This window comes from Patescibacteria group bacterium (genome assembly GCA_035549555.1).
Classification (GTDB): Bacteria; Patescibacteriota; Microgenomatia; order UBA8517; family UBA8517; genus Co84-156.
The window spans coordinates 20,936-34,065 of the sequence record DASZQR010000014.1 but is presented as its reverse complement, the minus strand read 5'-3'; the positions used below and the strand labels follow the sequence as shown (position 1 = coordinate 34,065).

Annotated in this window: 15 protein-coding genes and 1 pseudogene; 8 read left to right on the top strand and 8 right to left on the bottom strand. The window is 35.2% G+C overall.

Annotation, left to right across the window (positions count from 1 at the left end; all coding sequences use genetic code 11):
- The first annotated feature begins 296 nt into the window (after window positions 1-296).
- A complete protein-coding gene (locus VG895_05785; protein HWA52525.1) occupies window positions 297-1,202 on the top strand; it encodes a hypothetical protein in 906 nt (301 codons plus the stop codon).
- Between the two features lie 74 nt (window positions 1,203-1,276).
- Here VG895_05785 and VG895_05780 read toward each other — a convergent pair whose 3' ends face one another.
- From VG895_05780 to VG895_05745, 8 genes are all read right to left on the bottom strand, one after another.
- Complete coding sequence (locus VG895_05780) at window positions 1,277-1,540, bottom strand: hypothetical protein (GenBank protein HWA52524.1); 264 nt, start codon at window positions 1,538-1,540, stop codon at window positions 1,277-1,279.
- 335 nt (window positions 1,541-1,875) lie between these two features.
- The gene (locus tag VG895_05775) at window positions 1,876-2,583 is read right to left on the bottom strand and encodes an SDR family oxidoreductase (GenBank protein ID HWA52523.1); all 708 of its coding nucleotides are present in this window, start codon (window positions 2,581-2,583) and stop codon (window positions 1,876-1,878) included.
- Window positions 2,568-3,080, bottom strand: coding sequence for a 6-carboxytetrahydropterin synthase (locus tag VG895_05770; protein ID HWA52522.1), 513 nt, complete (start codon window positions 3,078-3,080; stop codon window positions 2,568-2,570). Before VG895_05770 ends, VG895_05775 begins: the two co-directional genes overlap by 16 nt.
- On the bottom strand, window positions 3,067-3,945 hold the full coding sequence (locus VG895_05765) for a DMT family transporter (GenBank protein HWA52521.1): 879 nt from the start codon (window positions 3,943-3,945) through the stop codon (window positions 3,067-3,069). The genes VG895_05770 and VG895_05765 overlap by 14 nt, the downstream gene beginning before the upstream one ends.
- A 17-nt stretch (window positions 3,946-3,962) precedes the next feature.
- Window positions 3,963-5,069: a hypothetical protein gene (locus VG895_05760; protein HWA52520.1), complete on the bottom strand. Its 1,107-nt coding sequence runs from the start codon at window positions 5,067-5,069 to the stop codon at window positions 3,963-3,965.
- Between the two features lie 46 nt (window positions 5,070-5,115).
- Entirely contained in the window at window positions 5,116-6,396 is a 1,281-nt protein-coding gene (locus VG895_05755) for an ATP-grasp domain-containing protein (protein ID HWA52519.1), read from the bottom strand.
- A 492-nt stretch (window positions 6,397-6,888) separates the two neighbouring features.
- Complete coding sequence (locus VG895_05750) at window positions 6,889-7,131, bottom strand: hypothetical protein (protein ID HWA52518.1); 243 nt, start codon at window positions 7,129-7,131, stop codon at window positions 6,889-6,891.
- Between the two features lie 24 nt (window positions 7,132-7,155).
- The gene (locus VG895_05745) at window positions 7,156-7,404 is read right to left on the bottom strand and encodes a hypothetical protein (GenBank protein ID HWA52517.1); all 249 of its coding nucleotides are present in this window, start codon (window positions 7,402-7,404) and stop codon (window positions 7,156-7,158) included.
- An 812-nt stretch (window positions 7,405-8,216) separates the two neighbouring features.
- Here VG895_05745 and VG895_05740 point away from each other — a divergent pair.
- The 7 genes and pseudogenes from VG895_05740 to VG895_05710 all read left to right on the top strand — a co-directional run bounded on the left by VG895_05740 (window position 8,217) and on the right by VG895_05710 (window position 13,063).
- A complete protein-coding gene (locus tag VG895_05740) occupies window positions 8,217-8,450 on the top strand; it encodes a zinc-binding dehydrogenase (protein ID HWA52516.1) in 234 nt (77 codons plus the stop codon).
- Window positions 8,451-8,823: 373 nt separating this feature from the next.
- Entirely contained in the window at window positions 8,824-9,372 is a 549-nt protein-coding gene (locus VG895_05735) for a PadR family transcriptional regulator (GenBank protein ID HWA52515.1), read from the top strand.
- A gap of 5 nt (window positions 9,373-9,377) precedes the next feature.
- The gene (locus VG895_05730; GenBank protein HWA52514.1) at window positions 9,378-10,040 is read left to right on the top strand and encodes a hypothetical protein; all 663 of its coding nucleotides are present in this window, start codon (window positions 9,378-9,380) and stop codon (window positions 10,038-10,040) included.
- A gap of 66 nt (window positions 10,041-10,106) precedes the next feature.
- Entirely contained in the window at window positions 10,107-10,391 is a 285-nt protein-coding gene (locus VG895_05725) for a hypothetical protein (protein HWA52513.1), read from the top strand.
- Between the two features lie 261 nt (window positions 10,392-10,652).
- A pseudogene (rhuM, locus tag VG895_05720) lies at window positions 10,653-11,114 on the top strand (RhuM family protein).
- 68 nt (window positions 11,115-11,182) lie between these two features.
- Window positions 11,183-11,398, top strand: coding sequence for a hypothetical protein (locus VG895_05715; GenBank protein ID HWA52512.1), 216 nt, complete (start codon window positions 11,183-11,185; stop codon window positions 11,396-11,398).
- Window positions 11,399-11,506: 108 nt separating this feature from the next.
- Window positions 11,507-13,063, top strand: coding sequence for a serine hydrolase (locus VG895_05710; protein ID HWA52511.1), 1,557 nt, complete (start codon window positions 11,507-11,509; stop codon window positions 13,061-13,063).
- Window positions 13,064-13,130 lie beyond the last annotated feature (67 nt).

The following is a 13,130-nucleotide window of genomic DNA, read 5'->3' as shown; positions in this document are numbered from 1 at the left end:
ACGCTGGTCAGAAAATCAATTTTGACCAAAAAGTATTTTTCAAAGTCTGAAAATGAGAGTGATTTATTAAAAATTACGGCCAATCAGGCTAATGCTTTGATTTGTCAGCTGGCTTTAGCGGCATAATTGGCTAAAGTCCAGTATTCTAAAATTTGAAATAGATTATTTGAAAAATTTCATATTATCATTTTTTTATAAAATGATAAAATAGTTTCATAATTTCACTACACAAACGAGGGATAATGGATGAAGCTAATTTTAGGAGGATTAATTATTTTATAAATTGAGGTATTAAAATGAGACTTTTTTCTGAATCAACACCATCTAATAAACCCCAGCCAACGACGAAAGCTAAATTTGAGAAAAAACCAATTAGTTCTGAAATAACATTTGAGTTTCTTGACAACCCGGAACATCCCGAGGAAACCTTAGGTACCGCGATAGAGCTTGACGGACGGTATCTGGAACCTCCATTCGAACAGAAGGCTAGTAAAATTTTTCCAAAACTTCCTTTTCAGGCAATTATAGTTTATTTAGACATCATCAGTTTAATTAATCTTGGCAAAACACAAAAATCGATGTTCCCATATTTTCTTTCTCCCCAATGTCTTTTTGCGTTTAATCAAGTCAATAGGATGACCGTATTGTCTTATTCTGCTGCATATATAAAACTGAAAGATTATATAGAAAAGAATTATTGCTCCTTAATAACTGATGAAAAACAAGGTGAAATAGAAACTGGAAAATTGGCTTTATATCAAACAGGAAACGCAAACGCTTTTAGACATTCGAGATCAGGAGAAACAGGCAAGAAACGATTAAATGAATTTTTACAAGATATTTTTAAAATGCAACATATGCCACAAGCTCAAAAAGAAGGTTGCGTGATATTGTTACAGTATGTTGAATCCGTAATCATTGCTAAACAAGGTGATCGATTCCCTCAGATGCTGGCGGATGCAGTGACAGATGGTCTATTTATTGTTTCTCCTACTGAACCTAGGAGTAATACACAAATTTTAGAAGGTGAGCGAGCAAAACATGCTGGTCATGCTATTGCCCGCATTACAAAAACTGCCAATGCTCATTCTAGGAGTGGTCTTAAAAAGCTACAAGATGTAGGAGATGCTATAGTAGAAGGTTTAGATAGAATGTCGAGTGCCAGCACAAGCAGTGATATAACATGGATTCCCTTCCCATAGTTTATCACCCTTGAGTAGCTGTTTTCTTTACTATGGAACATGGGCTCAAAGGACTCATTTTGCGCAAGTAGAATTTAAAATACTTTAGCCCCTTGCAAAAATGCTGAATAGCTTAGCAATTGTACTGGTCGATTTTCATTTTGCCAACCATTTACAATGCAGTAATAAATTTCCCGATCTATGAATTTTGTAGTGTCAAAGACCAGCCACTCTTTAAATGGCGGAAGCGAGGATTGCTGCGGTAAAAATACAATCTTTTCTTTGTTTCTCAAGGCGTCTAACAGGGTATCCAACACAGCATCGGATTCGGCGTTGGCCATATCGCAAAACAGCTTCATATCCTCCAGAGTACGCACCAACGACCAGGTCGACTGTAAATATCATTGAATTTATTATTACTATGAGCGTTATCAATATTGCATGTCATTTCGAGAAACTTATAATAGGGCTTGAATCCTTCCTCCAATAAGAACTTGACTACGTAGGCAAAGATTCATGCACCGTTATTTCAATCCCTGATCGATGTTTGGGAATCTATTTTTAGCTAGTTGAATGCCAAGTTTGTATACCTGACAAATATTATGGCAATTATCAAGCCCGAAAAATTCTAATAGAGCATTATTTCCCTTATTTTATTTGTAGCTCAAGCATTTTGGATATGCTTACAATCTTTCTAATGTTCTATTTGTCCATAATTTGCATGTATTGTTGCGCCATTAAGCAGTGGGTTCAGCGCACAATAAAATGTTAATTTGGCTATTTCTTCTGGCTTAATCAATTTATGAAAGCATATTTTCGATAGTATGATATCTAGGTTTGATTGATCACTTTGTAAATGTTGCTTTAGCATTTTTGTGTCGGTGAAACCCGGGCATATGCAGAGGGTATGGATATTTTTTCCTGCTAAATCTTGAGCAGTTGATCGCATCATGCCTAATAATGCATGTTTAGAAATAACATAGGATGCAGCATTTTGTACTGCTTTTTCCGACAAAGTTGAGCCGATATACAAAATTGAAGATCCTTTTGACATCTTCGGTATAAGCAGTGTATTTAAAATAGCAGGAGCGACTAAATTAACCTCAAGCACGTCTCGAAGCTCTTGGGCTGACAAATTTTGTATACTGTCTTTTTTATAACATGCAGCATTATGTATCAGGCATATTTGTTCGTTTTGACAAAATTGATTAGTCATTGATAGCTTAAATGGATCTTGCCAGTTTTTATCTCCTAAATTTAAACTGAAATTTTTTAAGTTCGAATGCGTTAAATCTGACTTTGTTCTAGATATATTTATAACATTCCAATCCTGCGTCAAAAAAAATTCCGCAGTTCCTTTCCCTATTCCCTGGCTTGCTCCAGTAATTATGGCTGTAGGCATTTTTGTTTAGTCCATTTAGCGATGGCTGATTGAGATGGGCTGCTGGAAATTTTTATTTTGATCGCGTTGATATTTCTTATATATTCATTCTTAATATTGCTAAGTAAGACGCTTAGCATCCAGAAAGCGAGTTCTTCTATAGTGATATTAGCGACAGGTAAAAATTTGACATCTCTTTTTAAAAAGACCATCCTTTCATCAAAAAAGTGACAAAAATAATAGGTATCCGATTCTTCTAATCGCATATGTGGAGATTTTTCAGGTAGCAAAATGATTTCATCTAACTGATTACAAATATCAATAATTATGTGTTTATAGATATTATAATCAAGTGCCATGCCATTTTCTTCAATTAAAGTCTCGATAGAGCATTGTACTGTGAAGTTATGTCCATGCAGGTTTTCGCGAGATTCATTTGAAAAAATGGTAAAATGACCCGCTGAAAATTTCATTTTCGGCGATTTAAGTTTAACTATGATTTTTTTATTTGTGTTCATAGGAAACAAGTTTAGCTTTGAAAATTTCACTTGAAAGAATAGTTCCTGCAATGACTATCAGGCTGGCCAAATATTGGTTGCGGTTTAAGTTTTCATGCAGAATTAAACTGGCAAAAAATAATGAAAAAATGGGTTCTATATATTGAGCATTTACAGTAATAACAGGAAGTTTGCGCATGCCATAAGAATATAAGAAATAGGCTACTGGAACTATCAAGCCAATTATCAGAGTTACCGGAAGGTATTTTATAAATCCAGCATCTACTGGAAAGCCGCTGATAGACCATATTAACAGGCTGGTTATTAAGGCAACCAAGCTGGATAGGCCGGTTAATTCTGTGTCAGAGTAGATAGCATGAAGTTTTTTAACTAATACTGAATAAATTGACCAGGTAAACATACCGCCTAGTAGAGCGGCTATTGATAAAGGGCTTATTGTGGATAAATAGCCCTGTTGGGCAATACTGAATAAATAAGTACCCATTACAGCTAATGCAATGCCCACCCATGTGGTTAGAGTGATATTATGTCGAAGCAACAATAGGGTTAGTATGGGATTTAAGGCAAAAATCATGACATACCACCCTGCGGGAACTTGACTTAAAGCATAAGTCTGCAGGTAGAAGTTAGCTCCTAAAGCTATCATAAATCCCGTCAGGATTTTGCTGTCTACTAATTTTAATTTTTTTATAATTCTAGGTGTTAACCAGCATAAAATAAGAAAAGAAATAAAAAATCTTTGGACTAGAAAAAAGCTTACATTAACTTGTGTTACAATTAATTTTACTAAAGTGGGCAAACTGGCCCAGATAATGATCGCACCGAATGTGGCAGAAAGTGCAGGATATTTTTTGTTTTTTAGCATAAATAAAACCTATTCCTTTATGCTACAACGGAATTTGATGATTCAAAAATAATTTTTGGATCATAGGCAGGAGTTTCACATATATTGATACAGGCAGCTAAAACATTTCTAAATTGGGTGGGCAAGATAAACTGATTATCGACAAATTCTAAATTTTTGCATAACCATTGATGCACAATCATATCTTGGTTACCTGGAGAGGCGTTTATAACTTCAAGACCTAATTGATTCAAGTCTTCCAAAATCAAAGAAAATAACGGTATAATTTTTGCTGCATTCAATATTAATTTTTTAGACTCTGGGATAAATTCAATGCAGCCTATTTTACAACTTTTATTCCATAAATAGCTACCTATCCAGGCATCATTGTCTTGATTTATTGCACCTGACAAATGATTGCTGGAAAAACCTTTTCTGCCAAACCAAAATAATCGCTGCGCCAAGACAAAATATCCCAGCTCCGGAAATTCTGGCAACAGGTTGACTAATAATGTATCCGTTGATAGTTCTCCCATAATATCAGTGTGAAATTTTGACAAACTAACTTGAGGATGTTTGGCGGGAGAAACCTTCCAACAACTCACGCGATGTCCAATTTCGTGAAATATAGAGGCTAAATAAATGGTATGTTCTAATTCAGAATTTAAATGCTGATAAAATTGATACTGACTATCTAAACAAAATGTCTGCTTGATACAGGGAAAAACAACTTTATCAAAAACTGACACCCAAGCATCTACAAATTCAAAACCGAAGTAATCAGCAATGTTTTCAGTGTTAATTCCTAAAACTTCGGGAAAGAACATGAAGATATTATTACCTGTGGATAAGACACCATCGACATTTAATAATTTAATAGCATAATGTTCCGGCCAATCAAATAAACCGAGACTATTGTCATAAGCTTGATATCTTTTAATGATTACATGATAACCCAGATTGCTTTCTATAATATTTTTAACTGATTTTTCAAGTCTTTTATCTCTATAAAGATAGCCTTTTGCATTGCCTGGATATCCTTTGGTTAAATAGAATTTATAATTAATGGGAATGATATCTGAATTTTGCGTTAAATATTTTTTTATATTATTTAATGCCTTGTGAGATTTTTCAGTATAATTCAAATGAATAAACATTTCAGCTGGTCCTTTTCAGAGTAACCATTCAGATTCATAATTGTGGTAAATACTCATCTATCCTCTCAATATGAGCCATCCCACCTTCCAAATAGAAAGGTTTAAAATTTCCTCTATCCGTCACAATCTGAATTTCATTTAAACTGTTTAAAAGTTCTCTTGGATATCCCACTGCAATGGATAGCCAAGACCAATTATTAATACCCATTTTAGGAACAATAGCGCCATTATTTAAAATCTGGGTGTGCAAGCCATGGAAATGATTGGGTAAAATTAAATTAGTAAGCACGGAAGTTTCTTGCAGACCGTAATTTATCGAAAGTGTTTTTATAGGTTCTATTGCATATAAATCTGAATGATTATGTATTTCTCCAAAAATACTGGTGTTAATCAGATGGCAGAATAAATCAGTAGGATTTTTTTGGTAAGACATGGCCAATTGTTGCGCAATGCCGCCACCACCTACCCTACCAAAGTTAGCATCAATCAGGTGACAATCGTCTTGGTTAACTATGAATTCTGCATGAAAATATCCATTTTTATATGCTGATCTTTGCACCAGGGTATTAATTGCTGCATAGGCTGTTTTTATGGCTTTGTCAGTTAGAAAATTATTTGCTGGAAAATGATTTATTGATTCAGTATTGCCTACTTTTTGTCTGGCGGTAAATCCAATAAAGTTAGCTTTTCCTCCGATGGCATATCCTTCAAGGCTGATTAAGCGCCCTGGCAGTAAGGGCTGGGCTATCCAATGACCATGAATTAATGTTTGCAAATTGGTCTTTTCAATTAAATTGGACAGTTGCTTTAACTCTTCAATGGAGTTAAGCATAAACATGCCCAGTGCGCCGGCACCCTGGGTGGGCTTAATAATTAATTTTTCATTTTTAGAGAACAATTTTTCTAAACAACGATAAGGAATATCGTGCTTATTAAAAATCACTGTGAGTGGACTATATTCCGAAATTAATTCGGCTACTTTAGCTTTGTCGCTTAAGGTTATAATCGCTTTGTCTATGCCGGATACTTTTAAAAAGTCAGCCAGTTGATAACTGATATTTAATCGGCTATCTAACATAGTAATTACCGCAGCTATATTTTGAATGTTATTAGCGTCTATGGTTTTAATGAGCGGTTCTAATTGCGTGGTGTCACTACATTCATAATGGGGGTATTTTATAAGTTGATTATAAGTATCTGCTTGGTAGTTAGATGGCGTGAATATAAACACCGGTTCATAGCCCAACTTTTTGCTAGCTTCCGCTGTATGTGCTGCACCAACGTCTGATGTTTCAATAATGATTATTTTTTTCATAGCTATCTGCTATTAAATTTAGTACATGATGGCTCATCAATTATTTATCAAAGTTATGCGTTAAAAATCAAAGCCCCACTGGATTTTTATATTATTTTATCTTTTTGAAAATTTAGTATTCATATTGCGAAATTAAAGCATGTTTTTTTAATTATGGCAATACGGGTAAACGAACTGTGATTTTATTGGTTATATTAATTTAGAGATATCCAGAAACATCTCTGATAAGACCTAGCCCAAAGAATATACTGGGCTGGCGATTTTCGCCAAATTACCTGATAAAAATTTGCAGCAGATAGAGAATGGATTCATGACCAGTATCTGTTAGCTTTAATGAGTTTTTGCTGAAGAAGAATCTTGGAGAAAAAGACTTACAATTTGCATAGAGGCTAATACGTCGCTTGACGGAGATAAGTCTTGCCTGTGTAAATTAGTCAAATGTACTGCTACATGATGTAGTTCATTACGTAAGATACCTAACAGAGAATGCTCTCAAACTTCCCATTTCTTGATCTGAATCATCCTCAGCCCAACTTTCTCCATTAAAAAATTGTCTGTTGGTTTCAAGGCGCAGAAGTCTGGTGGAGGCATTAACTCATACCGATTGTGTTGCGCGAGTTCAGATTCTTCACGTGAATCTTTGACTGATGATCCCTTATAAACACCGACTTTATTAATCAAAGAAGCATAAAGAACAAATAAAACCTTCAAAACTTTAAAAGCATTCAATGGCATAATATTAACTTTTCCTAATAATTATTATAATTCAAAGTTTGGAGTTTCAGAGCATGGGGACTCTAAGAATTTTTTTCCATAAGTTTCTTCAGAAGATTTTTGTTTTGGTGGAGTAAACATAGCAGACTCGCAATGGCTCGATGTTCGTAAAGGCTTCATTTCTGGTAATTCAATATAATCGCCACGAGTTACTGTGGTATCATTTAAAGGTCGATCTTTACTAAAAATCGGCGTTACTTTTTTCTTCAAACAAGTGTCAAAAAATTGACCCACACACTCTCCGACCGTTTTGCTTGCTTCTATCCCATTAATAGTCGCTGTTTGAATAAGGCTTCTGATTTTAAAATGATTGACTAATTTTCTCTAAAATTATAAATCAAATTATTTTAGGATTTGTATAAGGTTTGCAATTAAAATCATTGATGGTTTGTCCATGGAATAAAGCGCAGCATTAATCTCCTTGCAAAAATTCTGAATAACTGAATACTTTTTCATTAATTTGGCTTTTATTTTCCCAACCATCAGCAATGCAATAATAAAATTCCTGATCTGCTAACTGTGTAGCGTCGTAGACTAACCATTCCTCGCAGGGAGGTACTGTGGTTAATTACGGGGGTAAGAACACAATTATTTTCCTGTGCTTCATGGTGCTTCAAAAGCATGAGTGGCTTTTTTTCTCCTACAGCATGGATATCCATTAGGAACTACTACAGACGATGATGATAGATCTTTGCGACAATTTGTAGAATAGGAACTGCCAGAACATAAGAAGCGCGCCATGGAACCACTGCTTGCAAGTTTACCTACCCCTGAAAATTCATCTCAGGGCATAAAATTCTCTTAACTACGCTCAAACCCTTCCAGGCATTTTTATATTGCTGCGTATAAGGAATTAAATTTAAATAACAGCACATAAGGTACCGATGAGCCTTCTCACAAGTTTCTGGGGAAGCTATTTTTTGTGTTTCAAATTATTTTTATTGCATTACCTGTTTTGTTAATCATAAGCTGGATTTATGCCCCTGATGAATTAGTTCTCAGTCGGATTTAATAAATTAAATGTTATCCCTGCTACATACAGCGGAATGCATACCTACAGAAGGCTATCTTACATACTCTTTGCGTGGGGGAGAAAGCTTGGTGAAACAGTTTTTGTATTGCTAAATCAACAACAGCTTTCAAAAATAGCTCAGTTATTGGAGCAAGGTCTTCTTAAACCCCATGCATCAGCCATTTTTCCGCTAAATCAAGCAGCCAAGGCACATCAACTCGTTGAATCAGGTCATACTAAAGGTAAAATTGTTCTTGAGATTGAATAGATACGACCACCGAATGTAACCAGCCTGTCACCAAACTGCAGCTTGATTCATAAAATTTATGTTTCTTTTGATAAAAGCAAGATACCTGTCTCAACATTAGGGGCACTTAACAACTTTTTTTGATGGACAAATCCTCACGCATTACCATCTGCTTTTAATTAGCCAGCCAATCATTGTGAGCTCCCGCCATCTTAAATTCATGAATGCTATATTTTTAATAATACTCTTCTTTGATAAAGGGATCTGTGTTAACTATTTCCTCTACTTGTGATAGTGAATCTGCCTTGATAATTTGGGGATCATGGAAAATTTGACATAAAGCTTTATCCAAAGCATAATACCTCTAAAAGATATATACTTTTAGAGGTTGTCCATGAACAAGCGAAACAGAACCAAATACACTGTACTCGGCATGCTAGCTTTAAGCGATCATACAGGGTACGAAATTGTCAAAATGATTGAAAGCAGCACCAACTATTTTTGGTCTGAAAGCGAAGGACAAATTTATCCTGCCTTAGCCCTGTGCGTAAAAGAAAAGCTTGCAACCTGTAAGGAAGAAACATCACAAAAAATACAGAGAATAAAAAAAATCTATTCTATTACCACAAAAGGACGAAATGAACTGAGCAATTGGCTAAAAAAAGAGCCACAGGCAACACTGGTACGAAACGAGCTCTTATTGAAATTATTTTTTGGCAAAAATATGGAAGCTAAAGATAACCTTCATCATGTGATACATTCACAAAAAGCACTAGAGGAAGAAATAAACACCTTTCTTAAAATACGTAAAAAATTAATCCACGAATATAACCAATCACCTCATCTAAAATATTGGCTAATTACCTTGGATTTTGGACTAAGAACTGCTAAAGCACAATTGACTTGGTGTAAAGAGACAATCAAGGTGTTAGAATCAGAGTAGGCATCATGTTAAAAGATATTATTCGTAGTTTTCTTCCTTGGATTTTATTTTTCATTTTACTTAATCACTCGCAAGAACAAATAGATATAGCGGTTATTATTGCAGGAGTCACATCTGTCATTTTTGACTTCAGGGGACTAAAGAAAAGATTTATCCTCAATTGGGGAACTTTCGCTTTCTTTATTTTTTTGTTTGTCGCTGTGGTTTTATTTAAGAATCAATGGGTGGCTAAGCAGGCATGGTTATTTTCAAATGGCACATTAGCTGCTATTGCTTGGATCTCTATCCTGCTGAGGCAGCCATTTACTATCCAATATGCAAAACTACAGGTAGCCAAAGACAAATGGAACCATCCTCTCTTTCTTAAAATAAATTATATTTTGACCGCTGTGTGGGGAAGTATTTTTTTATTTAATCTAATGATTCATGTGTTGCGGATATATTACCACACGGTGAATGGCTGGATTTACGAATCCATCACTTATGGTACCCCTATTTTTGGCATCTGGTTTATGGCATGGTTTCCTAATTGGTATAGAAAAAAAATATTGGTGCAAGCTCATGAAAAATACTCAAGGCTATCTTTTTTTAAAGACTATCATCAGGTCAAAAAGAAATCGAAAATTTGTTTACAATTAATGACCTATTCCGCTAAATATGGGTGGTAATTATCCGGTCAAGTATCCAATAGTTTTGCTTTAGGAGCTGTCAATGCTGAAAGTTATGCGGGTGGTTTGTTAGGTATCAACTATGGTAGAACTATCAAAACTTCGTATTCGGCAGGAAAAGTTGTCAGCTTGTCTGATGGAGGTGGCCTACTAGGTAAAAACGTTGGTTCTGTGCTTAACTTACCTAACAACTATTGGGATAAACAATCCTCTGGGCAATCTAATTCTGCGGGGGGTATTGGCAAAACCACTGCTGAGATGTTGCAGAAAAGTACTTATAATGGCTGGGATTTCGTCAATACCTGGGGTATTAACGAAGGTAAAAGCTATCCATTTCTAGTACATGTGTAAGTTGCATTCTGACGGTGCTAAATCCTAAGCAAAACAAATATCACTTCATTCAGGATATTTGCCAGAGCAGTTAAGAGTCTAGTTCAAGCCGCATTCCACAACAATCAACAACAATTAAATCAATAGGTTATAAATTTTACTGTATTGACACCTATTATTAAATACTGTCATGATTTGTCTACAACTGTCGCAAAAATGTCCCTAGATTAAAGGTGTAAAAATGAGCCAAATTTTTTTTATGAAAATGATCGTGGCACCTTTGAAGTTCGCCTTGATCAAGATACTGTTTGGCTAACACAAAAGCAACTATCAGATTTACTGGACACTTCAATAGACAACATCAGTCTTCATCTCAAAAATATTTTTCAAGATCAAGAGCTTAGCGAGAGGTCAACTACCGAGGAAACCTCGATAGTTCAAACTGAAGGCAAGCGCACTGTTTCGCGTAAAATAAAACATTACAATCTAGACGCTATCATTTCTGTAGCCTACCGCATCAATTCAAAGCGAGGGGTACAATTTCGTCAGTGGGCCACAAAACTCTTAAAAGATCATCTAATACAAGGCTACACAATTAACCAACAGCGGCTTGAAACTAATGCATATTATTTGGAAGCTGCTCTTCAACTAGTTAGTAAAACTGCACATAAAGCTCATCTAACTCTTGATGAAGGACGTGGGTTGTTAAATATCATTACCAGATATACCAGAAGTTTTCTCATACCCCCACCAATAATCACAATTTTCATTCGCGGCCTCATAGTGTATAACGACAATATATTAACATTTCGATGAAGCTTGTAGAAAAAACACGTATTGGCTCTCGCTATCGAAAGAAATACGACTCTCCGCAAACCCCTTATCAGAGAGTGCTTCAAGAGCCTTCTATTCTACAGGAACAAAAAGAAAAGCTAACCATGGTCTACCAATCTCTTGATCCATTTTCTTTGAGAAAATCAATCAAAATCAAGTTAAATCAGATATTAAAATTTTCAGGCTTAAAATGAGTTTTTAAAATTTCATTTTCTTGAATAATACTAGATTTGTAGATTCGTAATTCCGATTAGGGAAAAGGCATACAAATTATGATCTTATTGAATTTTAAAAAAAGGCAAATGGCTATAACCATAACCATAACCATTATCACCGTTTTCAGTACTGCATTTGCCGATAATGCCGCCTTCGAAAAAAAGCCTATGAATGAAGTATTACAAGATTTGCAAAATTATGCTCAGCAAGTTCAGCATGACTGGAAGGTTCCTGGTATGTCTTTCGCCGTTGTAAAAAATGGTGCGTTAGTTTATGCCCAAGGGTTTGGAGTTCGAGATGAAGAAGGTAGACCAGTTAATGCAGATACTATTTTTGATATTGCCTCAATGACGAAATCATTTACTGCTACTTTATTAGCTAAACAAATCGATGAAAGAAAATACAATTGGGGCACTAAAGTTCAAAAATTATATCCAGAATTTAAGCTATATGACGCTAAAGCAACTTCCGAATTTGAAGTACGTGATCTGATTGCACATGACAGTGGCTTGCCAGAATCAGCTCTTGATGGTTTAGGTGATTTTGGTTACAACGTTGGGCGCACTCTTTATGCCTTACGATTTATACGTCCCATCGCTTCTTTTAGAAGCCAATTTGCATATCAAAGCATTTTTTCAGAATTGGCTAAGCAAATCATAGAAAAAAATAGTGGTGAGTCATTTTCCAAATTTTTACATCAGCAGTTATTCTCGCTTTTAGGCATGAGAGGCTCTTATTTGCGTAACGAAGCAGTTCTGAAAAGCAAATCCAATGTGGCTCAACCTTATTTGTATCAGGCAGGACGCAATTACCCTTATTCTCAGAATTCTCCTTATCTTTCTCAGAGATGGGCTTTGGAAACCGGCTTGGCAGGCGGTGGCATTTATTCCAGTGTTAACGATATGGCTAAGTGGTTAATTTTTAATATGAATGACGGCAATTTCAATGGTCAGCAAATTATCCATAAGTCAAATATTCAATTTATACATACCCCTCAAACTATTATATCCCAAACAAAGACTGATGAAATCGAGCAGGCTTATGGTGAGGGTTGGTTTATCGATAAACAATCGTATAAACCTTACACGGTACTTTACCATGCTGGTGGCGGAACGGGAATGCATGGACAGATGGCTTATATTCCCGAATTAAGATTAGGTATAGTTGTTTTAACCAATCAATATACAAATAATGTTCCTGAGATATTAACCAAACATTTATTTGATTTATATATCAATCCATCTAAAAAACAAGATTGGAACAAAATTTATTTAGCTCAAAGAAATCAATCCCAGCTTAAGTCATCGGAAATATCTCCGCCATGCCAGATGATCAACGACATTGATCTAAAAAAATATATTGGCGCTTATTTCAATCCTGTATATGGTCAATTGAATATCTCACAAAAAAATAATCACCTCATTTTACATATAGGGCCGCAAAATATTGTTTGGAATCTGAACTATTGTCGCGATAATACATTTACTGCCTTCTGGCTAAACCCCAATGGCATGAATATTCCAATGATTCCAGTTACACAAAATAAGGTAATTTTTTCTGTTGATGAAAATCATGCTATCACACATATGTCGATACCCTATTTAAATAGTGATGGTTTTGGATTATTTGAAAAGCAAAAATAGTTAATTCCAATGACTGACTTTTGTTGTGCCCTTGATTTGAGAAAAGCTCGTTCGAGAAGCTTCATAC

What these genes read in the sequence shown, in the direction of transcription:
- VG895_05740 (HWA52516.1), top strand. Translation starts at nt 8,217, where the DNA reads ATGCATACCTACAGAAGGCTATCTTACATACTCTTTGCGTGGGGGAGA.
- VG895_05755 (HWA52519.1), bottom strand. Translation starts at nt 6,396, where the DNA reads ATGAAAAAAATAATCATTATTGAAACATCAGACGTTGGTGCAGCACAT.
- VG895_05765 (HWA52521.1), bottom strand. Translation starts at nt 3,945, where the DNA reads ATGCTAAAAAACAAAAAATATCCTGCACTTTCTGCCACATTCGGTGCG.
- VG895_05735 (HWA52515.1), top strand. Translation starts at nt 8,824, where the DNA reads ATGAACAAGCGAAACAGAACCAAATACACTGTACTCGGCATGCTAGCT.
- VG895_05785 (HWA52525.1), top strand. Translation starts at nt 297, where the DNA reads ATGAGACTTTTTTCTGAATCAACACCATCTAATAAACCCCAGCCAACG.
- VG895_05775 (HWA52523.1), bottom strand. Translation starts at nt 2,583, where the DNA reads ATGCCTACAGCCATAATTACTGGAGCAAGCCAGGGAATAGGGAAAGGA.
- VG895_05730 (HWA52514.1), top strand. Translation starts at nt 9,378, where the DNA reads ATGTTAAAAGATATTATTCGTAGTTTTCTTCCTTGGATTTTATTTTTC.
- VG895_05710 (HWA52511.1), top strand. Translation starts at nt 11,507, where the DNA reads ATGGCTATAACCATAACCATAACCATTATCACCGTTTTCAGTACTGCA.
- VG895_05750 (HWA52518.1), bottom strand. Translation starts at nt 7,131, where the DNA reads ATGCCATTGAATGCTTTTAAAGTTTTGAAGGTTTTATTTGTTCTTTAT.
- VG895_05770 (HWA52522.1), bottom strand. Translation starts at nt 3,080, where the DNA reads ATGAACACAAATAAAAAAATCATAGTTAAACTTAAATCGCCGAAAATG.
- VG895_05715 (HWA52512.1), top strand. Translation starts at nt 11,183, where the DNA reads ATGAAGCTTGTAGAAAAAACACGTATTGGCTCTCGCTATCGAAAGAAA.
- VG895_05780 (HWA52524.1), bottom strand. Translation starts at nt 1,540, where the DNA reads ATGAAGCTGTTTTGCGATATGGCCAACGCCGAATCCGATGCTGTGTTG.